Origin of the sequence: Nonomuraea sp. NPDC049129 (genome assembly GCF_040648495.1) — a bacterium.
GTDB lineage: Bacteria > Actinomycetota > Actinomycetes > Streptosporangiales > Streptosporangiaceae > Nonomuraea.
Map to the genome: position 1 here is coordinate 310,326 of NZ_JBEZDU010000006.1, position 21,508 is coordinate 331,833.

Consider the following 21,508-nt stretch of genomic DNA (forward strand, 5'->3'; position numbering starts at 1 on the left):
TCCGTGCGCGGAAAGAGGCGCGCCCCGCGCCCTCGTATTGCCTGGCGATCACCGTGGACACCGGTGATCTGCCTGCTCGCGGTCGTGGCCGTGGGCGGCATCGGGACCGTCGCGGCGCTGGTCAAGAGCGTGGTGCTGGTCGTCGACGGCAAGCCGATGGCGCTGCGCAGCTTCGCCGGCTCGGTGCAGGAGCTCCTCGGCGAAGCCGGGGTTTCTGTAGGGTTCGGTGACTCCGTACGCCCGGCCGGGCAGGAGGAGATCGCCGACGGGACGCGGATCGTGGTACGCCACGCCCGCCCGATCACGCTGACCCTCGACGGGCGCACCACCCGCCACCTGGTGACCGCCACGAACGTGGGCGACGCACTGGCCGAGCTCGACATCAGCCCGGCGGGCGGCCGACTGTCGGCCCCGCCGACCAAGCATGTGCCGCTGTCCGGGATGTCGCTCTCGGTGTACACGCGGCGTGAGGTGTACATCGAGGCGGGCGGTCTCCGGATGGCGACCACGACCACCGGCCGGACCATCCGCGAGGTGCTCAGGCAACGCCGCATCCCGGTGCGGCCCGGCTACCGCGTGCGCCCGCCGCTCGACAGCTTCCCGGCGCAGGGGACCGTCATCAGGGTCAGCCCGCCCGCGCCGCCGCACACCGTGGTCGTGCCGGCGGCCGTGGCGGCGCTCGACTGGGCGGCGCTGGCCCAGTGCATGTCGAACGGCGACCCGCTGGCGGTCAATCCCGCCGGGCCCTATTACGGGATGTACGGGTTCAGCCAGGCCATGTGGACGGCCGTCGGCGGCACCGGGCTACCGCACACCTGGCCGCCGGAGGAGCAGACCTATCGGGCACAGCTCCTTTACCAGCTGGTCGGCGGGCGGTGGCAGGGGCAGTGGCGGGAGTGCGGGGCCCGGCTGTTCGGCTGACCACTTCCCCAGGCCCCGGCTGGTTTCGGCCGGTCGGCCGTTCGGGACGCTGGGGAAGTCGGCTGGATCAACCGGCGATCGATGTGCCGAAGTCGGCTCCCTTGGGCGGTTGGAGCGGCCGCAGCTCATCGGAGTTGCGGGCCAGCACCATGACCTTGCCGGTCGGGACGGCGTCGGGCTGGCCGATGTAGAGCTTGTTGCCGCTGTAGGCCAGCGACCAGCCGAACAGGCCGTCCGATGTCGGGAGCCTCTTGTCCTCGGCCTCGTTCTTGAGCGACAGCACCCGTACAGCTCCCTCGTAGGGCGAGCCGACGGCCACCCGGCCCTCCGCCGAGGCGGCCAGCGAGAAGCCGAACCCGGCGCCCTGCCCCACCCGCCTCGTCGGGCGCATGGCCTGGTCGTAGAGCTGGACGTAGCCACGGCCCGGCGCGGTCACCGCGAACCCGGCCCCCTCGGCGTACGCCACCGCGTAGCCGTACCTGTCTCCGGCCTGCTTGGTGGGTGAGTCGACCTTGATCCCCGAGAGCCTCGGCGCCAGCGCGTTGTCGATGCGGACCGCGGCCCCCGAGTCGGACTTGCCCTGGTCGACCTGGCGGCCGGCGCCGTCGTCGTTCTCGTACGGGACACCGACGAGCAGGCTGTTGCCCGGCCCGACCGCCACCGACCAGCCGAACTGATCGCCCACTTCGCCGTTACCCGGCACCTCCACCGAGTCCTGATTTATCCGGATAAGCCGACCCGGGCCCTGGCGTACGTAGACGGAGCCCGCGTCGGCGATCTGGGCCTGGTCCTCGTACGGCGCGCCGATCGCCACCACGTCGCCCCTTGCGGCCAAAGACCAGCCGAAGTGGGCGTTGCGCTGCGGCTCGGGAGCCGTCAGGCGTTCCGGTCCCTTGCTGTTCCCGCCGTACACGACATAGACCGCACCCGCGTCCCTGACACCGTCCACATCGGCGTAGGGCGCGCCCACCACCAGGTCGGCGCAGGGATTGCCGGGGTCGATCTTGGCCAGCGTCACCGACCAGCCGAGCGCGTCGCCCTCGATGGCGGGCACCGGCACGGGGATCACCTTGTCCCCGGAGAGGATGTACACCGCGCCCTTGCCGTCGTTGGCGAACGGATCGCCGACCGCCACGTCCTCCACGCCGTCGCCGTCGAAGTCGCTCGTACCCGAGCACGCGGCCTTCTCGGCGGCGGCCGTCGCCGCGGTGCTCATGCCGCCTATGAGGACGGCCAGCGCCAGAAGCGCCGAACCGATCATCTTCACAACCGGACCTCGATCTGGTTACCGTTCTTGAGCCTGGTCGCGATGAGTTGTACCGGTTTGCGGTACAGCGGCAGGTCGAACACGAACGCGTTGTCGATGCGGTCACCCGCGGTGATCGCCGCCGGGAACGCGGGCTCCACCGGGTCGTGACGCCCGCCCTTGTCGTCGAGCAGCGAGACGATCGGGTCGCCGATCTCCTGGCGCTCGCCGCCGGGGTTCAGCATCGTCCAGCGGACCACGCACAGCTGGCCCAGGCTCTGCGTCTTGCCCTCGTACTCCTTCAGACCGCATTGCGGGGCAGCCGCGACGATGAGCTGCGGGTCGTCGAAGGACTTGCCGAGGGCGAACCGGTGACCGAGGTCGTTGGGCCGCGCCGAGGCGGAGGCCGTCTGGGTCTGCGACTGGACGGGCAGCGTGGTGTTGCGGCTGGAGGTCACGATGAGGACGGCGAAGGTGACGGCGATGGCCGCCACGGCCGCGGCTGCCGCGATGAGCCAGCGGGTGCTCAGGGACCGTCCGGGGGCCGGGGCCTGGGTGTCGTCCGAGGACAGCGCCTCTGCCTGGAGCCCCGGATTCGTCTGGCGACCCTGTACGTTCAGCTCCTCCTGACGGACCTGAGCCTGGGCCTGGACCTGAGCCTGGTCCGGCTGCCGCGTCTGCTCGGGTAAGCGGGCCTGCTCCTTCTTGGCGCTCGGCTTCTTGAGCGTCGGCTTCTTGAGCAGCGCTTTCTTGGCGGTCGGCTGCTGAGGGGCGGGCACCTCCCAGCGCGCCAGCTCCTCGCGAGCCGCCTGCTCCTCCCGGCGAGCCAACTCCTGCAGATCGGGCTGCTCCTGCCCTGGCGACGACTGTGCCTGGAACGCCTGATGCCTCTGCGCCCCCGCCTGTGACCCAGGCTGTGAGCCCGGTTGTGACCCCGGTTGTGACCCCGGCGCCGCCTCCGGCCGAGATGGGGGCTGGGACGGGTCGGTCGCCACGGCCGGCCCCTTGGCTGTGGTGTCGCTGGGCGGCGGCGTGGCGAACGTGGCCGTGATGTCGGGCTCGTTCACCACGTTCTGCGGCGGCTCCCAGTCGTCGAGCAGCCCGGGAGCCACCAGAGTCGGCGGATCGACCGCCGGTGCCGCCGATGTCGCCGCAGGGGCGGGCGCAGCGCCTCCGACCAGGGCGATCAGCAGGTCCTGGGCGGTGGGCCGCTGAGCCGGATCCATGTCGGTAGCCCGCCGGACCAGCTCATCGAGCGGCGCGGGCAGAGCGCCCAGGTCCGGCGGCGCGTTCAGTACGCGCGTCGCGAGCGTGATGGGGTCGCCGCGCCCGAACGGGTGGCGCCCATTACCGGCGTACGCGATCAGGCAGCCCCAGGCGAAGATGTCGACGGCGGGAGTGACCGTTTCCCCCCGTACCTGCTCGGGCGCCCACCAGCCGGGACTGCCCAGCAGCTCACCGGACATGGTGAACCCGGTCTCCCTGTCGAGCGCCCTGGCGATGCCGAAGTCGATCACTCGCGGCCCGGACAGCGACAATATGACATTGGCCGGCTTGAGATCCCTGTGCACCAGCCCGGCGACGTGGATCGCCGCCAGCGCCGCCGCGACTCCCAGCGCGACGCCGTGCAGCGGCCCCGGGTCCAGCGCGCCGTACTTGGCGATCTGGTCCGACAACGGGGTGCCGCCGATGTATTCGGTCACCATGTACGGGCGGCTGTCGCCAGTGTTGCCGTTGTCCAGCACCTGGGCCGTACAGAACGATGCCACCCGTCGCGCGTTCTCCACCTCGGCGTGAAAGCGGTCCGCGAACCCCTGCTGGTTGGCGAACTCGGCCTTCACCACCTTGACCGCGACAAACCGCCCCGTCGGTGCCCTGGCCAGGAACACCGTACCCATGCCGCCCTCGCCGAGTCGGCCGAGCAGCCGGTACGGGCCGATTTCCCGCAGATCCGTCGGGCGGAGCGGCGCGGCGCCCGTTGGCTCCATCAAGGACGTCCCTTCCTGTTCCACGCCCATCCTCCCCTGTGGTGCCCCCATCCGCCATCGCAGGTTCTTCGATGCGGGAGACTGGTTGGATGATGAGCCTGTTGGGCCCTGCAGAAATACGTATTTTGGCGGATAAGCTAAATCTTCGTCCGACGAAAAAGCTAGGCCAAAACTTCGTGATCGACGCGGGAACCGTGCGGCGCATCGTCAGAGTGGCCTCACTGGCCCCAGACGACGTGATCATAGAGGTGGGCCCCGGCCTCGGCTCTCTCACCCTCGCACTGCTCCCCGAGGCCCAGCATGTGGTGGCCGTCGAGATCGACCCCGTACTCGCGGGCCAGCTCCCGCTGACTGTGGCGGGCCGCGGTCTCGGCGACAAGCTCACGGTCGTGGAGGCCGACGCCATGCGCATCACCTCCGCCGACCTGCTGGGCCACACGCCCACCGCCCTGGTCGCGAACCTTCCGTACAACGTCGCGGTCCCGGTGGTCCTGCACCTGCTGCAAGTGCTGCCGTCACTGCGCAAGGGCCTCGTGATGGTCCAGTCGGAAGTGGCCGACCGCCTCGCGGCCGGCCCCGGGTCGAAGGTGTACGGGGTGCCGTCGGTGAAGGCCGCCTGGTACGCGGATGTACGGCGAGCAGGCCCGGTGGGGCGGACGGTTTTCTGGCCCGCACCGAACGTGGATTCCGGCCTCGTCTCCATGGCCCGCCGGGACCCGCCCGAGACCTCAGCCTCGCGCGAGGAGGTGTTCGCGGTGATCGACGCCGCATTCGCACAGCGCCGCAAAACGCTGCGGGCCGCCCTCGCATCCTGGGCCGGCAGTCCGGCGGAGGCCGAAATCGCCTTGCGGGCGGCCGGGGTGGACCCGTCCGCGCGGGGGGAGCAGCTCGACGTGACTGCCTTCGCCCGAATCGCCGAGGCCAAGTCCTCGTAGAGCGGGCGGGTACGGCTCGCAAGCCTCGGGCGATCGGCGCGCTTGAGAGGGTCCGCCCCCGTGGAGATCCGCGCCCGAGGGGGGACAGGTGCCCGAGGGGACTGGTGCCCGGGGGGACTGGTGTCCGAGGGCCCGCGTGCTTAGTGCTCCGACCGCATAGGTTCGCCGTGGTGGCGGTTGGATGTGCGATGACGTCCATTCAACCGCTGGAGGCGCGGTGGCTGAGCCTGTCCGTGTGCGCAGACTGACCGACCAGGAGGGGCAGAAGCTGCAGCAGATTGTGCGGCGGGGCAGCGCGAGTTCGGTGCGCTATCGGCGTGCGATGATGCTGCTGGCCTCGGCCGGCGGGAACCGTGTTCCGGTGATCGCCCAGCTGGTGCAGGCTGACGAGGACACGGTGCGGGATGTGATCCACCGGTTCAACAAGATCGGTCTGGCCTGTCTGGACCCTCGGTGGGCGGGAGGCCGTCCCCGCCTGCTCAGCCCTGACGACGAGGACTTCGTCGTCCGGACGGCCGCCACCCGCCCCACCAAGCTCGGCCAGCCCTTCACCCGCTGGTCGATCCGCAAGCTCGCCGCTTACCTGCGGAAGATACACGGACGCATCATCCGCGTCGGCCGGGAAACGTTACGCTGCCTGCTGTTGCGCCGCGGTATCACCTTCCAGTGCACCAAGACCTGGAAGGAATCGCCCGACCCGGATCGCGACGCCAAGCTCGACCGCATCGAGCAAGTGCTGGACCGTTTCCCCGACCGCGTCTTCGCCTTCGACGAGTTCGGGCCGCTGGGGATCCGGCCCACCGCGGGCTCCTGCTGGGCCAAGCAGGGCAAGCCCGACCGCCTGCCGGCGACCTACCGCCGCACCCACGGCGTCACCTACTTCCACGGCTGCTACTCCGTCGGCGACGACCGCCTCTGGGGCGTCAACCACCGCCGCCAAGGCACCGCCAACACTCTGGCCGCGCTGAAGTCGATCCGCGCTGCCCGACCCGACGGCGCCCCGATCTACATCATCCTGGACAACCTCTCCGCCCACACCGGCGCGTACATCCGCCGCTGGGCGAAGAAGAACAAGGTCGAGCTGTGTTTCACCCCGACCTACGCTTCCTGGGCCAACCCGATCGAGCCCCACTTCGATCCGCTGCGCCAGTTCACCCTGGCCAACTCCAACCACCGCAGCCATCCCGCGCAGACCCGGGCCCTGCACGCCTATCTGCGCTGGCGCAACACCAACGCCCGCCACCCCGACGTACTCGCCGCCCAACGCAAGGAACGCGCCCGCATCCGCAGCGAGAAAGGCATCCGCTGGGGCGGACGCCCCGTCGCCGCCGCAGCCTGATCAAACGATCCCAGCGGAGAACGTCAGATCCTCGCACTACGGGCGATGCGGTACAGCACGTTCGGACGCAGTGGCCCTTCGGGCTCGGTGGGGTCGTCGAAGTCGTCGGCCGGGTTCCGGGTCATGCCGATCCGGCGCATCACCGCCTGGGAACGAAGGTTGGTGGCCGTTGTGACAGCGAGGATCTCAGGAAGCTCAAGAGCGTCGAAGCCGTGGGCCAGGACTGTCAGCGCAGCTTCGGTAGCGTAGCCCTGGCCCCAGGCCGAGCGGGCGAGCCGCCAGCCGATCTCCACTCCTGTGAACGGCATGTGGTCGTCCACTTCATCCAAGCCTGCGAAGCCGATGAACTCGCCCGTGGCCTCCTCCTCAACCGCCCACCACCCGTAGCCTCGCTGGTCGAACTCGGCCTGAAATCGCGACACGGAGGCATCGCTTTGTTCGCGGGTAAGCAGGTCACCCAAGTGCTCCCGGACCTCGGGATCGGCATTCATCGCCGCCCATGGTTCAAGGTCGGAGTCACGCCATCGGCGCAAGATGAGGCGATCGGTGCGCAGTTCAGCCATGCTGCCCAGCCAACATGAGCTCTGTGCCCGAGGCAATCACTTTTCTTCTGCGTGACACCGCCACCCAGAAACACAGATCCGCTCTCAGGGTGAACGAAGCGACCATCGACCCGGCGAACCTATGCGGTCAGAGCATTAGGCGATCGGACTTCGGGGCCTGGAAGCCACAAAAGCCATCCCCGGCCACCCCGGTTATCCACAGAGGGTCGCCTCCACAACTCCGGTTATCCACAGAACCCCGCTCGGCTCCCCGCCCCCAAGCCCGATCGCAAGATCCTGGGGCCTCCGTTCCGCACGTCGCAGGAGGCCCACATGACCCCCCACTCCGCCCCGACCCGCCGCTTCGGCCTGGCCCCCCGCTCCGCCCTGCCCCGCCGCTTCGGCTTGACCTTCCACTCTGACCTGGGTACTCGCTTCAGCCCGGCCACCCGCCCCGCCCCGACCCCTCACCCCGACCTGGGAATCCGCTCCAGCCCAGCCACCCACTCCGGCCTGAACATCCGCTCCAGCTCGGCCACTAGCCCCGCCGCGAGCACCAGCCCCGCTCTGAACACCCGCTCTGCCCTGGACCCTCGCCCCGCCCTGACTCTCCGCCCTGTTCTTACCGGGCTCGCGGTCGGAGGAGGCACGCTCGCGGCGCTCCTCGCATTCCCCAACACGGCTGTCGCCGCGAGCACCAGCGCGACCTCACTCAAGCCACCAACCAATCAGTGCTTCCACCTGATCGCCCTACCCACCAAACCCGTGAACGGCGCACGCGATACGAGCCCCGTGAATGCCGGACGCGATACGAGCCTCGCTAACGGCGGACGCAACGCAAACGGCGGACGCAATACGAGCCCCGCGAACAGCGGACACGATACGAGGCTCTCCCAGGACGTCGCGCCAGAGACACTTTTGGCCCTGCCTCCTGAGGGCGTGGACCATTTTGATGGCGCAGACAATCCCGGTGGCGCGGACCAGCAGCCCATCTATGTCCTCATCCCCCTACCCCCAAAAGCCTGCCCCGCCCTCAACCCTCCGGCCACAATCCCCGGAGACCCCGGAGACCCCGGAGACCCCGGAGACCCCCGAGACACACCGCCCAAGCCAAGACCCACCAAGCCTGGAATCAAGCCTGGGACTAAGCCCCGGACCAAGGGCGACATCGCGGCGGCAGCCGCCATCGACCAGTTGGGCACCCCGTTCTCGTGGGGCGGCGGCACCCCGTCAGGCCCCACCACAGGCATAGGCAGGGGAGCCCACACCAAGGGCTTTGACTGCAGCGGCCTGACCCTCTACGCCTGGTCCAAAGCCGGCATAAGGCTCGGTCACTACACAGGCACCCAGTTCCGCCAGGGCCGCAGAGTCACACTCGGCGAGCTACGCAAGGGCGACCTGGTCTTCTTCGGTGGCGGCACCGGCGACCCCACACACGTCGGCCTAAACCTCGGGGGCGGCGTAATGATCCACGCCCCCAAAACCGGCGACGTGGTCAGAAGAACCCCGTTCCTGACCTCCACCTACTATCGCCCCCTATACCGAGGCGCCGTACGCCCAGGCTGACCCCGACAGCCGAGAGCACCCCCGAGCCACCCCTGGCCCTCACCACCGCACGAGGACCAGTTCTTGTTTTCGGGCCGCACCCATCCCCCGGATTCGCCGGGTGCGGCCCGGCTCCTCAAGCACGAGCGCAGACTTTGACCAACTTCTCGACCAGAGGCGCGAGCAACTCCTGATCCTCGGGCCTGCCCGGCTCATACTCCACGATCCCCAGCCCTGCCACTTCGAACCGCTCCGCCACCGCGCTGACCAGTCCAAGCAACCCATCAGGTCGCATCCCGCCCGGCGCCGGCGTCCCCACGCTGGCGAACACCTCCGGATCCAGTACATCAAGATCGATATGTAGGTAGACGACCTTCTCCTCGAATCCACGCTCCTTCGGACAGCCGCCCCGCTCCCGATCGAAACCAGCTGAAGCGATCGCATCGACCAGCGTCGCGGAGTCCGGCATGCCCAGGTGGCACACCCCACTCGCCTCAACGAACGCACCCTCGGCCGGATCGAGATCCCGCACCCCGGCGAGCACGATCTGCCACGGACGGACCGGTTCCTCTGGCACCAGCCCCTCCGGTCCTTCACCGGTGAGGGCCCGCAGCACCATCCCGTGAAACGCCCCAGACGGTGAGCCGGACGGCGTATTGAGATCCCCATGAGCATCGAACCAGACGACCACCAGCCGATCCCCGTACGTTCGCCGAGCCGCCGCCACCGGCTCCAACTCGACCCCGCAATCACCTCCAGCAGTGACCATGAGCCCCTCGCCCACTTGCGACATCACCGCCCGCACTCGAGAAGCCGTGATAACCAGATCATCATCGACTTGCACACGCAGTTGCCGCCTCGCAGGCACCATCCTGGCCACCAACTGGGCCCCCTCCCGAAGCCGCTCCGCCGTAGCAGACCCCGACCCCCGCCACTGCGGCACCTCAACAACCGTCACTTCCGACAAAACGCCCTCTTTCTCTCCAAAAGGCCTTATTTCCCCCAATCTAACGTCGTCAAGGTCGAGTCACTTGGCGCCATACTTCACGCGGTCTGTGCCTTCCGGGTGGTGTCCCGCCGAGCAGCGAATCAACGATGTAGTGACACGTCATCTACCAGGCCGCATGAGGGGCTGGTTTTCGGTCGCTGAACACACTCGGGACCGCGATCGCCCGCGACGCGCTCACCCCGGTAACGGGCGACTGTTACGCACGGTTCCGTGGGAGCCCAAGGCTGCGATGCCCTGGGTCGCCCGACCCTCTGATCTTCACATCGTCTTAGTCGGCGCTGATGGTGATCTATCGCATAGTCGAGGACCGGTGGCGGGATTCGGCACGGTCGGCACCCCGCATCCGGCCTTGATCGGTGCCGCCGGGACGACTAGCCTGATCGCCGAGTTGCTGGAAGGCGGGGCCGAGGCGATCACGTCGGGCGGGAAGAGCCCCGACCACGATGAGCTGCTCGACCACGATGAGCTGCTCGACCACGACGCCATGGAGTTCGGGACCGACTGACGATGAGCGCGGAAGAGGATTTCAAGCAGGTCGGCGCCGAGCTTGCCGACCTAGGTGTACGGATCTCCAGGATGATGGGGAGTCCCGCGCTCAAAGATCAGGCGGGGAAGGTGTTCGCGAGCCTGCAGCGCGACGGCGCGATGGTGTTCCGGCTGGTCAGGGACACCCCCGAACACGCAGCCGCGCTCCAGCTGGCCGGGGCGTTCCTGTTCGACCCCTCGGAGCAGGGCAGGGTGATGAAGGACTGGGTGGTCGTGCCCCACTCCTCGGTCGAGAAATGGACGGATCTGGCCGAGGCTGCCCTCAGCCGCCCACGCTGATCATTGGGCCACGTCGACGGTGTGGCGGCGGGCGCCCGAGTCGGGCAGGACGCGGAGCACGGCCGTCGGCGAGGTTGGCTTGCCGCTAGCGCAGCCACCTCAGAGCTGCGTCGGCGCAGTCCTCGGGGCTGCTGTTGAAGGCGATGGCCGCGTTGGGCGCGTGCTGCCGGACCAGGTTGACCGCCTTCTCGAAGAGTTCGAGCAACGGCTCGTGCTTGCGGATGCCGCCCCCGATCACCACGCAGACGTAGTCTTTGCGGGTCAGGGCCTCCACGATCGCTCCTTCGGGGTTCTCGTCAAGTGCCAACAGGCACCAGTCGGCCTCGATACCATGATCGTCGAAACGGGCCTGACCGCGTGCCATCGCCGCCTGAACTGGCTCCGGATCCCAGCCCTGGATCTTGGCGGGATCGAGGCCGACCACCAGTACTTGTGCCACTGTCACGCGTCCTCCTTCTCAAAGAACGTTCTGCCAGCGCGATGGTTGAAGGTGATGTCTGGGCGCATCGAACATTGTCGACCTCCTCCAGAGGGCGCCACGTTATCCCGATCTTGCCACGCGCTTCTCGACATGCTCTCGTCAGAGTGGCAGGACATCGCGCCAGATGCTGGGTACTGAGTCGGCTGCGGCTGTAAGCCCGCATGGACAGCTCAGGCCAGGGCCGAGATCTCGATCCGGGTGTGGTCGGTGGGGTCAAGCAGGCACGACAGCACGACGTTCCCCCGCTCCAGGTGTTCCCCCATGGACGAGGTGAGCCGGGCTGTGCGCTCGATCTCGTACGGGCTGCTGCCCTGAGGGGTTACGCGAAGCCGCAGCAGCCAGATGTAACGTCCGTTGAACTTGTTGGACGTCTCCTCAATCCTCAGGACCGCCGCGTTGCACGGCACCGCGACCGCGCGCTCCTCCGGCGTGAAGGTTCGCAGCGCGGCGGATTCCATGCTCGCGAACGAGATGGAGCCCATGGCGAGCAGCCCCGCGCCCAGGAGGAGGAACATCGCGCTGACGTACGCCCCGACCCGGGTGTGTGGCTTTCGCCGCAACACGAGGAACAACACCATGGCCACGATCACTGCGATCACGGCGAGTGTCCCGAAGACGATCGATGGCATCGTTCTTCCTCACGCTGAGAGGCGGAGCCTGGCAGCCGGCCTTGTCCGTTCCGATGTCGATAGTTGATCAGATGCCGCTTGCATGGTGGCTGCAGCCCGCATGATCGCGTAGCTCCTCTCGTCTGCGGCACTGGCGCGACATTCCGCCAAGCGGGCCGGAGGAGCCCCCAGCGCAATGGCAACGCCGGCGACTGGCACCGTGGTCGCGGGCGTCCGCCCCACGAGTGAACATTTCGGCCGCCGCGCGTCTGCTGGAGCCGCACCCATTACCAGCCGGTCTCGGCGGCGGCATCGTCGTCCTGTTCCATGCCAGAGGAGAGCTGCCTATGTCACGTCGATCCGAGCAGAGCGCCGCCGCCTGCGCCAGCTACGCCGCCTGCCTGGCGTCCGGTTACGCTGCCCGCGTGGCATCCGGCTACGCTGCCTGCGCTGCCTGCGTGGCGTCCAGCTACGCCGACCGCGTGGCCCAGACGCTCGCCGTGCCCGTCGATGACCTGACCGGCCCGACAGCAGGCAGCATCGTGGTGAGGTCCATCGCCGCGTACCTCGTCGATCAAAGTCCATCCCTCATCGGCGACGTCTCCACGCGCCATGGCGATGGTCTACCAGGATCGCCGACCGCAGCGCCGGAGAATCGCCCCCTCGGGTACGGGTGTTGCATCGGTCCCGTACAGGCGTCACCACTTCTGCCGAGAATCATGTGAGCGGGAAGCGAGCCCCTATAGGCTCGAGTGTCCTCGACAAGCTCGAGAAGAGTCCTCAACCTCGGCAAACGACGAAAGTGACAGAAGATCGATGAGCTCGGTTACCGTACGGGTGCCCGCGAAGGTCAACGTGCAGCTATCCGTCGGACCGCTTCGGGAAGACGGCTATCACGACCTGGTCAACGTCTTCCACGCCGTATCGATCTTCGACGAAGTGGTCGCCAACGAGTCCGAGTCGATCACTGTCACGGTGGGGGGCAACTGGGCGGACCGGGTCCCGATCGATAACGAGAACCTGGCGATTCAGGCCGCGAGAGCCCTGGCCAAGCACGCGGGCCGCACCTATGGCGCGGCGTTGGTGATCCACAAGGCGATCCCCGTGGCCGGTGGCATGGCCGGGGGAAGCGCGGACGCGGCGGGGGCTCTGGTGGCGTGCAACGAGTTGTGGGGGCTTGGCCTGCCGTTCGACGACCTCATGGAGATCGCCGGCGACCTGGGAAGTGACGTACCCTTCTCGCTGCTCGGAGGCACGGCGGTGGGGATCGGGCGGGGTGAGCAGCTCAGCGAGTTGCCGACCGGCGGCCGGTTTCACTGGGTGTTCGCGGTGGCGGAGGGCGGACTGTCGACGGCCGCCGTCTATGCCGAGTGCGACCGGCTTCGTGCCGCGACCGGTGCGGAGACCCCCTGGCCGCAGCTGAGCGACCCTCTGCTGGAGGCGCTCGGCGCCGGGGACGCCCGCAAGCTGGGCGCGTACCTCACCAACGACCTCCAGCCCGCTGCCCTGACGCTCCGCCCTCAGCTGGCCGACACCCTCGAAGCCGGTCGCCAGTACGGCGCGCTCGGCGCGATCGTCTCCGGCTCCGGTCCGACCTGCGCCTTCCTCGCGACCGACGCCGCCCACGCCGACCGCCTGGCCGCCGCCCTCACCACGTCCGGCATCACCCGCACCGCGATCCCCGCTCACGGCCCTGTCCCAGGCGCCGTGGTGGTCTGACGTCATCGTTCGGCCGGGCGGTTCGTTGGACAGCTCGATCTCGACGGCCAGGTCACCCAGAACCTCCTCCTCCAGCCCCTAGGTGCGGCGGATGCAGGCCCGCCCCTAGCCGGCTGCTGGTCCGAGCTGGTCCGGGCTGGTCCGGGGCTGGTCCGGGGCTGTTGGTAATGACTTTCTCAGGTCGGGAGCCAGGGGTGAGAGGCGGATGCCTGTGCCGCGACCCAGGGCGGTCGGATGGACCGCCGCCCTGGGTCTCGCTGCCGTCAGCCTGCTTCCGAGGTGATCAGGAGCGTTGGCCGGGCTGGTTCACGATCTTGGCTTCGAGCTGGGCGGTCAGGCCCACCGTGCCCGCCTTGAAGGTCTCCTTGCTGCCGTCGGCCCACTTGTAGGTCCGGTCCTTCAGCCGCGTCGAGTTGGTGCCCAGGTAGCGGAAAGTCTCCGGGTCCAGGATCAGATAGCTGCGCGCCTCGGCGTCGGTGAGGCTGAACGCCACGCCTCGCCGTCCGTCGGCGACGGGCACATCCTGGGTCACCGTCATGCCCTTGATCGTGGGCAGCGCGCGGAAGAGCGCGGCCCGTACATCGGGGGCGAGCCACTGCTCGGTCATGAGCTGATTGATCTCCATGAAAAGCATCTCGGGTGGGACGTGGCCGTTCAGCTCCTGCGGCCCCCGGCGGTCCTCGTCGAGGATGGCCGCCTTGATCTTGGTAATCACTCCGGCCGGAGTGACAGGGGGCTTGGCCAGCTCGGCCGGGTTCATGACTGCGCTGCCCTGGAACATCAACTTGCCGCCCTGGTACCAGGCCGACCGCTTGCCGTCCACGCTGGTCCACCGTTCCCAGGTGTCGCGCTGGTCTCGGTCGACGTCCCCTTCGACGCCGGCCAGCTGCAGTTCCTTGGTGTAGAGCCACTGGCCGGGGTCCGGGGCGGGCGTGGGGTCGTTCTCGGCCGCACGGGCGGCGCGCTCGCCCAGCTCGGCCACACCGGCCACGGGCGCCATGTCCGGCTGGTCCCTGAGCGCCACGACGGTCCCGCCGACGACCAGGGCCAGCGCCGCGGCCACAGCGAGCCGCCAGCCGAGCCTTCTCGCGCGGGTCGCGGTCGGCTTCCGTGCGGCTCCCGGCTCGTGGATCGCCGACACCGGTCGTACGGCTTCCCGCTTGTGAATCGCCGTCACCAGCTGTGCGGCCCCCGGCTCGTGGATCGCCGTCATCAGCCGTGCCCTGGCCGCATCCGCGGCTTCGGCGGTCATCGCCGGGGTGTTCCGGCGAAACTCCTTGATCGCGTTCATCACAGCTCCTCGCCCCCGAGCACGTTCCTGGCCTTCTTCCGCGCCCGGTGCAGCCGTGACCGTACGGTCCCCACCGAGATGTCCAGCGCCCGCGCCACCTCCTCGTACGACATGTCCTCCCATGCCACCAGCAGCAGCACGTCCCGATGCCCACGTGGCAGGGACGCCAGCGCCCCCGCCAGCTCACGATCCCTGCCCTGCGCCGTGACCCGGCGCGTCACGGTGTCGGCCAACTCCTCAGGCAGAGGGTCCACCCCGGTACGACTCAGCGCCCGCAGCAGTCGCTCCTCCTGCCGCCGATGCCTGGCGATCAACGTGGTGGCGATGCCGTACAGCCAGGGCCTGGCCAGCGTGAACGACGTGTCGTACGTCCCGCGCCTGCGGAAGGCGGCCAGGAACGTCTCGGCCATGATGTCGTCGGCGGCCTGCGTGCCGAGCCGCCGCGCCGCGTACAGGTGGATCTGCTTGGCGTAGCGGTCGAAAAGCGCGGCGAACTGCTCTGGGTCGTGCGCCGAACGACGGATCAGTTCTCCGTCGTCGATATCGACAGTCTCAGCACTCAACGCCTCTCCTCCGTGAGTAGGTAGTTCACCGTGCTGTCTCCCGAAGGGCGTCACCGAGTTCCCAAGAGCCGTGACGCGGCGGAGAATGTGACCTCGCCGCCCGCAGGCGGCCCGCGCTATCAGTGCGGCCGGTCCCGGGCGCACAGGAACGGCTGGTTGCGGGCGTTGCGCCGGGCCTGCGATGGGTGGGGTCGGTCTGGTGTCGTCACCACAGCGCCTTTGAGGCCGATACCCTGGTAGGGCCATGAATCTGGTAAATCTCGAGTCTGTTTCCCATGCCTACGGGCCCAAACCGCTGCTCAACGACGTCTCCCTCGGGGTCGAGGTCGGCGAGCGCATAGGTGTCGTCGGACGTAACGGCGGCGGCAAGACCACGCTCCTGTCGGTGATCGCGGCGGACGTACGCCCGGACAGCGGCCGGGTCACCCATACCCGGGGGCTGCGGGTGGGCGTGCTGTCGCAGCATGACGCGCTCGATCCGGCGATGCCCATCCGGGAGATCGTGCTGGGTGAGAAGGCTGAGCACGAGTGGGCGGGGGATCAGGGCGTCCGCGAGATTCTCGGCAACCTCATCGGCGATCTCGATCTCGACGCCAAGGCGGGGGATCTGTCCGGTGGCGAGCGGCGGCGCACCGCGCTGGCCCAGCTGCTCATCGATGAGCACGACCTGATCATGCTCGACGAGCCCACGAACCATCTCGACATCGAGGCCATCGCCTGGCTGGCCGGTCATCTGGCCGGTCGCAAGAGCGCGCTGGTGGTCGTGACGCACGACCGGTGGTTCCTCGACGCGGTCTCCACCAGGACCTGGGAGGTCGTGGACGGGAGGGTCGAGCGATATGAGGGCGGTTACGCCGCTTACGTGCTCGCGAAGGCGGAGCGGGCGCGCATCGCCCAGGCCGCCGAGGAACGCCGCCAGAACCTGATGCGCAAGGAGATCGCCTGGCTGCGGCGCGGCCCGCCCGCCCGCACGTCGAAGCCGAAGTTCAGGGTGGAGGCCGCGCAGGCGCTGATCGCCGACGAGCCGCCGGCGCGGGAGAGCGTGGAGCTGCTGAGGTTCGCGGCGGTGCGGCTCGGCAAGACCGTCTACGACCTCGAAGACGTCACCCTGCACGCCGGTGGCCCCGGCAGCGGGCCGCTGGTGCTCGACGACTGCACCTGGCAGTTCGGGCCGGGCGACCGGGTCGGGCTGATCGGCGTCAACGGCTCCGGCAAGTCGTCCGTGCTCCGGCTGCTCGCCGACTCGGTCCAGCAGGACTCGGGGCGGATGATCAGGGGCAAGACGGTACGCCTGGCGCACCTGTCGCAGGAGCTGGCCGAGCTCGACCCCACCCGCCGGGTGCTGGAGACGGTCGAGGAGGTCCGCAAGTACATCCAGGTCGGCAAGAAGGAGTGGTCCGCCTCCCAGCTGCTCGAACGCCTGGGCTTCAAGGGCGAGGCGCAGTGGAAGGTCGTCGGCGACCTGTCGGGTGGCGAGCGGCGGCGGCTGCAGCTGCTCAGGCTCCTCATGGACGACCCCAATGTGCTGCTGCTCGACGAGCCGACCAACGATCTCGACATCGAGACGCTGAACGAGCTCGAAGACCTCCTCGACGGCTGGCCGGGCACCCTCATCCTGGTGAGCCACGACCGCTACTTCCTCGAACGCGTCACGGACAAATGTGTGGCGCTGTTGGGCAACGGCAAGCTCTCCTTCCTTCCGGGGGGCGTGGACGAATACCTGTCCCGCCGGGCCCAAGGCACCGCCCTGACGGCCCGGACGACCTCACCCCAGTCGTCGGCTCCCGCACCGATCCAGCCCGCGGCCCCTCAGGAGGGCATGTCGGCAAAGGAAGAACGCGAGCTGCGCAAGGAGCTCAACCGCCTCGAACGCCAGCTCGACCGGCTGGGCGACCAGGAAGCCAAGCTCCACGCGGCAATGGCGGACGCGGCCAGCGACTACGCCAAACTGGGCTCCCTGGACACCCAGCTCAGGGACATCCTCGACCAGAAGGACACGGTCGAGGCCGAGTGGCTCGAACTCGCCGACCGCCTGGGCGACTGAAGCAGCCTGAACCGCAATGCGGCGTCAGGAGTCGAACGGGGCGAGGAGGGTGCGGAGCAGGGCGGAGAGGGTGCGTTGGTCGGTCAGGGGCAGGCCGGCGAGGAGGTCGTGCTCGCGCCGCAACAGCCCGGCGAACGCCGCGTCCACCCGCGCCAGTCCGCTCTCCGTCAGCGACACCAGCACCCCTCGCCGATCCTCCGGATCCGGCCGGCGCCGCACCAGGCCCGCCTGGGCGAGCCGGTCGATGCGGTTGGTCATCGTGCCCGACGTGACCAGGGTGGCCCGGATCAGGGCTCCGGGACTCAGCTCGTACGGCTTGCCCGCGCGCCGCAGCGCTGTCAGCACGTCGAACTCCCAGGGCTCCAGAGCGTGCTCGGCGAACGCCGCCCGCCTGGCCCGGTCGAGATGTTTAGCCAGGCGGGACACCCGCGACAGCACCTGAAGGGGCTCGACGTCGAGGTCCGGACGCTCTGTCCGCCAGGCCGCCACCAGCCGGTCGACCTCGTCCTGCGGCTCCTCGTTCATGACACCGCCTCGCCATGAGATCGCCAGGTCGGGGGGAGCGCATCCTGCGTCATGGTCAGAGTGTACTGTCTTGACATCGAGATACATATCTCGATATCAATTATCTCTATGTCGAGAGATATCTGGGATCCCACCATATACGCCAGGTACACCGACGAGCGATCACGCCCGTTCTTCGAGCTGACCGCCAGAATCGGCGCCGACAATCCTGATTATGTCGTGGACGCCGGCTGCGGCACCGGCGAACTCACCCTCGAACTCGCCCGCCGCTGGCCCCAGGCTACCGTGGAGGGCTTCGACGCCTCCCCAGCCATGATCACCAAGGCGCGCCAGCACCAGCAGCAGCGGTTCTGGGTCTCGGATGTCACGACGTGGCGGCCCGATCGGCCGGTGGACGTGCTGGTCTCCAACGCCGTCCTGCAATGGGTGCCCACGCACCGCGACGTCCTGGAGCACTGGGTCGACGCGCTCAACCCCGGTGGCTGGCTGGCCTTCCAGGTGCCCGGCAACTTCGACGCCCCCAGCCACGTGGCGATCCGCGAGCTCTGCGCCGCGCCCGAGTGGTCCGATCGGCTCGGCGACCTCAACCGGGGCCGCCCGGTGGACGACCCCATCGACTACGTCGACTTCCTGAGCGGCTGCCGGGTCGACGCCTGGGAGACGACATACGTCCACCTCCTCCAGAGCGACAACGGCGACAACGCGGTACTGAACTGGATCTCCGGCACCGCCCTGCGCCCGGTCTTCGACCGGCTGGACCCCGACGAGCAGAAGAAGTTCACCGCCGAGCTGGGGCAGCGGCTCGACGAGGTCTATCCGGCCAGGCCGTACGGTACGCCGTTCCCGTTCCGACGCGTCTTCGTGGTGGCGCAGAAATGATCACTGGCCTGCATCACGTCCAGCTCGCCGCGCCCGCGGGGAGCGAGCCGCTGCTGAGGGAGTTCTACGGCGGAGTCCTCGGGCTCCAGGAGGTGCCAAAACCGCCTGAACTGGACAAACGCGGCGGGGTCTGGTTTCGTGGCCGCGGGGTTGAGGTGCATCTCGGCATCGAGGACGACTTTCGGCCCGCCAGGAAGGCGCACCCGGCGTTCCTGGTGGACGACCTCGGCGCCTTCAGCACGGAACGACCCGACGACCTGCTCCCCGGCTACCGCCGGATCTACCTCATGGACCCGGTGGGGAATCGAATCGAGCTCCTCCAAGGCGTGTGAAGTTCGTCCAGCGGTGGCATGATTGTCCAAATCGGCCAAGGCTGTGAGGTGCTGTGGGCATCGAAATCGAGGACAAGTTCGACGTTCCCTCCGACTACGCGATACCCGACCTGAGCAAGCTGGCAGAGATCGCGGGCCCGAAGAGTTACCAGCTCGTGGCGCTCTACTACGACACGCCCGACCTGCGGCTGGCCACCCGGGGCATCACGCTCCGGCGAAGACGCGGCGGTGACGACGCCGGCTGGCATCTGAAGCTGCCCAAGGCCAAGGGCGTACGCCAGGAGATCACCCACCCGCTCACCCGGAGCACGAAGGTAGTGCCCGCCGAGCTGGCCGAGCTCGTCCGCGCCTACACCCGCGGCGCGGAGCTCCAGGTGGTGGCCGAGCTCGACACCCGCCGGACCGTGACGCTGCTGCACGACGGCCCGACCGGGCTCGTCGAGATCGCCGACGACCGCGTCAAGGGCACGGTCTTCGATGCCGAAGAATCAGCAGGCGGGCCGCGGGTCGTACGGTGGCGTGAGGTCGAGGCGGAGCTGCTGGAAGGCGACCAAGCCCTGCTCGCCAAGGTCGGCAAACGGCTCAGGAAGGCCGGCGCCACCCCGTCGGAGTCGGCCAGCAAGCTCGCCAGGCTCCTCGAACCGCCACCTGTCGCCCATGCCCCCACGAAGGACGGCTCGGCCGGCCAGACCGTCATGGACTACCTGGCGGGCCAGGTGACGGCCCTCCTCTCACAAGATCCCCGCGTACGGCGAGCGGAACATGACGCCGTCCATCAGATGCGCGTCGCCTCCCGGCGGCTGCGGAGCGCGCTCAGGGCGTTCGGCGGCATCATCACCGGCACGAAGCGGGTCCAGGACGAGCTCCGCTGGCTGGCCACGGTCCTCGGCGAGGCGCGTGACCTGGAGGTGATCAGGGCCAGGTTCGCCCGCGAGCTGGCGGCGCTGGCCCCCGAGCTGGTCACCGGCCGCATCCTGGCCAGGCTCGGCGACGACCTGCACGCCCGCGAGCTGGAGGCGTACGAGCGCATCAAGGACACGCTCAGTGGCGAGCGCTACTACGCGCTGCTCGACGCCCTCGACGCGTTGACGGCCGTCCCGAAGCTGACCAAGGCCGCGGCGGAGCCGGCGCACGACAAGCTCAGCGACGTGGCCGCCGAGAACTGGGACCGGGTGGCCAAGATCTATGACACCGCCCAGGCGATCTCGGACCTCGAACGCCGCGAGCTCGCCATGCACGATGTCCGCAAGGCGGCCAAACGCGCCCGCTACACCGCCGAGGCCCTCCAGCCCACGCTCGGCAAGAGCATGGTCAAGCTGGCCAAGCACGCCGCGGCCGTACAGGAGGTGCTCGGCACCCATCAGGACGGTGTGGTGGCGCAGGAGACGCTGGCCAAGGAGGCGGAGGCCGCGCGGCAGGCGGGTGAGGACACCTTCACCTATGGCCTGCTCATCGGCCTCGAACGGGGCACGGCGGAGCGAGCACACGCGGACTTCCCCAAGGTCTGGGCCGAGACGGCGCGAGCCATTAGGAAACTACTATGAGTGACTTACCAGTCATACCTTTCGAACGACAGGACGCCCTGGAGGTCCCCGCGGCCTATCGGGAGCTGCGGGCCGAGAAGGGCATCACCAGGGTACGCACCCGGGTGGGCGACGAGATCTGGTTGGTCAGCGGCTATGAGGACGCCCGCAAGCTGTTCGCCGACCCCCGGCTCGGGCGTTCGCACCCCGAGCCGGAGAAGGCCGCCCGCGTCTCCGGCTCCGCGCTGCTCGGCGGGCCCCTGGGCGAGAGCGCGACCGAGAAGGCCAACAACGAGCGGATGCGCCGGCTGCTCATGCCCTCCTTCTCCGCCCGCCGGATGAAGGCCCTCAGCGACCACGTGGGCACCTTGGTGGACGAGCGGCTGGACCACCTGGCCACTCTGACGCCGCCCGCCGACCTGCACGCCGAGCTGTCCTTCCCGCTGCCCGTGCTGGTCATCTGCCAGCTGCTCGGCGTCCCCTTCGAGGACCGGGACTACTTCAGCGGCGTCTCCGGCCGGATGGGCGACGTCGCGGACGAGGCCAAGGGCATGGCGGCGCGCGAGGAGCTGGGCGCGTACATGGCCGGGCTCATCGAGCGCAAGCGGCACGAGCCCGGCGAGGACGTCTTGTCTGATCTGGCCGGGGTGCTGGACGACGACGGCAGTGTGGCGCAGCTGGCCGGCGGGCTGCTGTTCGCCGGGCACGAGACCACGGTGAACCGCATCGACTACGGCGTACTGTTCCTGGAGGCCAACCCCGACCAGCGCGCGCTGCTCAAGGCCGATCCCGGACGGGCGCCGGCCGCCGTCGAGGAGATCCTGCGCATGGCCTCGCCCAGCCTGCACGGTCTGCCCCGCTACGCCCACGGCGACATCGAGATCGGCGAGGTAACGATCCGCCGGGGCGAGGCCGTGCTGATCATGCCCGGCGCCGCCAACAGGGACGAGCGGATCTACTCCGACCCCGACACCTTCGACGTCGGCCGGAAGTCCCTGGACCCGCACCTGAGCTTCGGGTACGGCCCGCGCTACTGCATCGGCGCCAGCCTGGCCAGGGTCGAGCTCGAAGGGGTGTTCAGCCGGCTCTACCAGCGCTTCCCCGACCTGCGCGTGGCCGTGCCGCTCGATCAGCTCCGCCGCAACGAGGGCCGGATCACGGAAGGCGTTGCCGAACTGCCAGTCACCTGGTGA

The 21,508-nt window shown here is 68.9% G+C and carries 21 protein-coding genes; 12 read left to right on the forward strand and 9 right to left on the reverse strand.

Annotated features, from left to right (window positions below):
* Positions 1 to 63: 63 nt before the first annotated feature.
* Positions 64 to 921 (forward strand): ubiquitin-like domain-containing protein, encoded by an 858-nt coding sequence (locus AB0B64_RS21005; RefSeq protein WP_357943875.1) that lies wholly within the window; start codon positions 64 to 66, stop codon positions 919 to 921.
* Between the two features lie 67 nt (positions 922 to 988).
* Here the strand turns inward: AB0B64_RS21005 and AB0B64_RS21010 are convergent, their stop codons facing one another.
* On the reverse strand, positions 989 to 2,182 hold the full coding sequence (locus AB0B64_RS21010; protein ID WP_358179441.1) for a hypothetical protein: 1,194 nt from the start codon (positions 2,180 to 2,182) through the stop codon (positions 989 to 991).
* A 2-nt stretch (positions 2,183 to 2,184) separates the two neighbouring features.
* Entirely contained in the window at positions 2,185 to 4,155 is a 1,971-nt protein-coding gene (locus AB0B64_RS21015; protein WP_358179170.1) for a protein kinase, read from the reverse strand.
* Positions 4,156 to 4,226: 71 nt separating this feature from the next.
* Between AB0B64_RS21015 and rsmA the strand changes: the two genes are divergently transcribed.
* Both rsmA and AB0B64_RS21025 read left to right on the forward strand, forming a co-directional pair.
* The gene (gene rsmA, locus AB0B64_RS21020) at positions 4,227 to 5,090 is read left to right on the forward strand and encodes a 16S rRNA (adenine(1518)-N(6)/adenine(1519)-N(6))-dimethyltransferase RsmA (RefSeq protein WP_357944588.1); all 864 of its coding nucleotides are present in this window, start codon (positions 4,227 to 4,229) and stop codon (positions 5,088 to 5,090) included.
* Positions 5,091 to 5,307: 217 nt separating this feature from the next.
* Positions 5,308 to 6,429 carry an IS630 family transposase gene (locus AB0B64_RS21025; RefSeq protein WP_358179172.1) on the forward strand — a complete coding sequence of 374 codons (1,122 nt, stop codon included), beginning with the start codon at positions 5,308 to 5,310 and terminating at the stop codon, positions 6,427 to 6,429.
* 23 nt (positions 6,430 to 6,452) lie between these two features.
* On the opposite strand, the gene AB0B64_RS21030 is transcribed toward AB0B64_RS21025, so the two are convergent.
* Positions 6,453 to 6,992 carry a GNAT family N-acetyltransferase gene (locus AB0B64_RS21030; protein ID WP_357943881.1) on the reverse strand — a complete coding sequence of 180 codons (540 nt, stop codon included), beginning with the start codon at positions 6,990 to 6,992 and terminating at the stop codon, positions 6,453 to 6,455.
* Positions 6,993 to 7,304: 312 nt separating this feature from the next.
* Here AB0B64_RS21030 and AB0B64_RS21035 point away from each other — a divergent pair, with 312 nt between their 5' ends.
* Positions 7,305 to 8,537: an NlpC/P60 family protein gene (locus tag AB0B64_RS21035; protein ID WP_358179174.1), complete on the forward strand. Its 1,233-nt coding sequence runs from the start codon at positions 7,305 to 7,307 to the stop codon at positions 8,535 to 8,537.
* 115 nt (positions 8,538 to 8,652) lie between these two features.
* On the opposite strand, the gene AB0B64_RS21040 is transcribed toward AB0B64_RS21035, so the two are convergent.
* On the reverse strand, positions 8,653 to 9,387 hold the full coding sequence (locus AB0B64_RS21040) for an arginase family protein (RefSeq protein WP_358179443.1): 735 nt from the start codon (positions 9,385 to 9,387) through the stop codon (positions 8,653 to 8,655).
* Between the two features lie 448 nt (positions 9,388 to 9,835).
* On the opposite strand from AB0B64_RS21040, the gene AB0B64_RS21045 reads away from it, so the two are divergent.
* Together AB0B64_RS21045 and AB0B64_RS21050 are read left to right on the forward strand one after the other, a co-directional pair.
* Entirely contained in the window at positions 9,836 to 10,030 is a 195-nt protein-coding gene (locus tag AB0B64_RS21045) for a hypothetical protein (protein ID WP_357943885.1), read from the forward strand.
* Between the two features lie 2 nt (positions 10,031 to 10,032).
* Entirely contained in the window at positions 10,033 to 10,350 is a 318-nt protein-coding gene (locus tag AB0B64_RS21050) for a hypothetical protein (protein WP_357943887.1), read from the forward strand.
* An 85-nt stretch (positions 10,351 to 10,435) separates the two neighbouring features.
* On the opposite strand, the gene AB0B64_RS21055 is transcribed toward AB0B64_RS21050, so the two are convergent.
* Positions 10,436 to 10,795 carry a hypothetical protein gene (locus AB0B64_RS21055; protein WP_357943888.1) on the reverse strand — a complete coding sequence of 120 codons (360 nt, stop codon included), beginning with the start codon at positions 10,793 to 10,795 and terminating at the stop codon, positions 10,436 to 10,438.
* Between the two features lie 206 nt (positions 10,796 to 11,001).
* Positions 11,002 to 11,460 (reverse strand): hypothetical protein, encoded by a 459-nt coding sequence (locus AB0B64_RS21060; protein WP_358179175.1) that lies wholly within the window; start codon positions 11,458 to 11,460, stop codon positions 11,002 to 11,004.
* A 795-nt stretch (positions 11,461 to 12,255) separates the two neighbouring features.
* Here AB0B64_RS21060 and AB0B64_RS21065 point away from each other — a divergent pair.
* Complete coding sequence (locus AB0B64_RS21065) at positions 12,256 to 13,158, forward strand: 4-(cytidine 5'-diphospho)-2-C-methyl-D-erythritol kinase (RefSeq protein WP_357943894.1); 903 nt, start codon at positions 12,256 to 12,258, stop codon at positions 13,156 to 13,158.
* 283 nt (positions 13,159 to 13,441) lie between these two features.
* Here the strand turns inward: AB0B64_RS21065 and AB0B64_RS21070 are convergent, their stop codons facing one another.
* Together AB0B64_RS21070 and AB0B64_RS21075 are read right to left on the reverse strand one after the other, a co-directional pair.
* Positions 13,442 to 14,449: a CU044_5270 family protein gene (locus AB0B64_RS21070; protein ID WP_358179177.1), complete on the reverse strand. Its 1,008-nt coding sequence runs from the start codon at positions 14,447 to 14,449 to the stop codon at positions 13,442 to 13,444.
* Positions 14,449 to 15,012, reverse strand: coding sequence for an RNA polymerase sigma factor (locus tag AB0B64_RS21075; protein ID WP_358179179.1), 564 nt, complete (start codon positions 15,010 to 15,012; stop codon positions 14,449 to 14,451). Before AB0B64_RS21075 ends, AB0B64_RS21070 begins: the two co-directional genes overlap by 1 nt.
* A 244-nt stretch (positions 15,013 to 15,256) precedes the next feature.
* On the opposite strand from AB0B64_RS21075, the gene AB0B64_RS21080 reads away from it, so the two are divergent.
* Positions 15,257 to 17,056 (forward strand): ABC-F family ATP-binding cassette domain-containing protein, encoded by a 1,800-nt coding sequence (locus AB0B64_RS21080; RefSeq protein WP_358179181.1) that lies wholly within the window; start codon positions 15,257 to 15,259, stop codon positions 17,054 to 17,056.
* Positions 17,057 to 17,080: 24 nt separating this feature from the next.
* Here the strand turns inward: AB0B64_RS21080 and AB0B64_RS21085 are convergent, their stop codons facing one another.
* Positions 17,081 to 17,581, reverse strand: coding sequence for a MarR family transcriptional regulator (locus AB0B64_RS21085; RefSeq protein WP_357653720.1), 501 nt, complete (start codon positions 17,579 to 17,581; stop codon positions 17,081 to 17,083).
* 108 nt (positions 17,582 to 17,689) lie between these two features.
* Between AB0B64_RS21085 and AB0B64_RS21090 the strand changes: the two genes are divergently transcribed.
* From AB0B64_RS21090 to AB0B64_RS21105, 4 genes are read left to right on the forward strand one after another with little or no spacing between them, the layout of a single operon-like run.
* Positions 17,690 to 18,460 carry a trans-aconitate 2-methyltransferase gene (locus AB0B64_RS21090; protein ID WP_357943904.1) on the forward strand — a complete coding sequence of 257 codons (771 nt, stop codon included), beginning with the start codon at positions 17,690 to 17,692 and terminating at the stop codon, positions 18,458 to 18,460.
* On the forward strand, positions 18,457 to 18,792 hold the full coding sequence (locus tag AB0B64_RS21095; protein ID WP_358179183.1) for a glyoxalase: 336 nt from the start codon (positions 18,457 to 18,459) through the stop codon (positions 18,790 to 18,792). The genes AB0B64_RS21090 and AB0B64_RS21095 overlap by 4 nt, the downstream gene beginning before the upstream one ends.
* A gap of 53 nt (positions 18,793 to 18,845) precedes the next feature.
* Positions 18,846 to 20,336, forward strand: coding sequence for a CYTH and CHAD domain-containing protein (locus tag AB0B64_RS21100; RefSeq protein WP_358179185.1), 1,491 nt, complete (start codon positions 18,846 to 18,848; stop codon positions 20,334 to 20,336).
* Positions 20,333 to 21,508, forward strand: a complete 1,176-nt coding sequence (locus tag AB0B64_RS21105) for a cytochrome P450 (protein WP_358179187.1) — start codon at positions 20,333 to 20,335, stop codon at positions 21,506 to 21,508. Before AB0B64_RS21100 ends, AB0B64_RS21105 begins: the two co-directional genes overlap by 4 nt.

Coding starts and splice junctions, on each gene's coding strand:
- AB0B64_RS21065 (WP_357943894.1), top strand. CDS start 12,256: ATGAGCTCGGTTACCGTACGGGTGCCCGCGAAGGTCAACGTGCAGCTA.
- AB0B64_RS21085 (WP_357653720.1), bottom strand. CDS start 17,581: ATGAACGAGGAGCCGCAGGACGAGGTCGACCGGCTGGTGGCGGCCTGG.
- AB0B64_RS21010 (WP_358179441.1), bottom strand. CDS start 2,182: ATGATCGGTTCGGCGCTTCTGGCGCTGGCCGTCCTCATAGGCGGCATG.
- AB0B64_RS21090 (WP_357943904.1), top strand. CDS start 17,690: ATGTCGAGAGATATCTGGGATCCCACCATATACGCCAGGTACACCGAC.
- AB0B64_RS21035 (WP_358179174.1), top strand. CDS start 7,305: ATGACCCCCCACTCCGCCCCGACCCGCCGCTTCGGCCTGGCCCCCCGC.
- AB0B64_RS21060 (WP_358179175.1), bottom strand. CDS start 11,460: ATGCCATCGATCGTCTTCGGGACACTCGCCGTGATCGCAGTGATCGTG.
- AB0B64_RS21095 (WP_358179183.1), top strand. CDS start 18,457: ATGATCACTGGCCTGCATCACGTCCAGCTCGCCGCGCCCGCGGGGAGC.
- AB0B64_RS21070 (WP_358179177.1), bottom strand. CDS start 14,449: ATGAACGCGATCAAGGAGTTTCGCCGGAACACCCCGGCGATGACCGCC.
- AB0B64_RS21030 (WP_357943881.1), bottom strand. CDS start 6,992: ATGGCTGAACTGCGCACCGATCGCCTCATCTTGCGCCGATGGCGTGAC.
- AB0B64_RS21050 (WP_357943887.1), top strand. CDS start 10,033: ATGAGCGCGGAAGAGGATTTCAAGCAGGTCGGCGCCGAGCTTGCCGAC.
- AB0B64_RS21080 (WP_358179181.1), top strand. CDS start 15,257: ATGAATCTGGTAAATCTCGAGTCTGTTTCCCATGCCTACGGGCCCAAA.
- AB0B64_RS21015 (WP_358179170.1), bottom strand. CDS start 4,155: ATGGAGCCAACGGGCGCCGCGCCGCTCCGCCCGACGGATCTGCGGGAA.
- AB0B64_RS21040 (WP_358179443.1), bottom strand. CDS start 9,387: ATGGTGCCTGCGAGGCGGCAACTGCGTGTGCAAGTCGATGATGATCTG.
- AB0B64_RS21105 (WP_358179187.1), top strand. CDS start 20,333: ATGAGTGACTTACCAGTCATACCTTTCGAACGACAGGACGCCCTGGAG.
- rsmA (WP_357944588.1), top strand. CDS start 4,227: ATGCGGGAGACTGGTTGGATGATGAGCCTGTTGGGCCCTGCAGAAATA.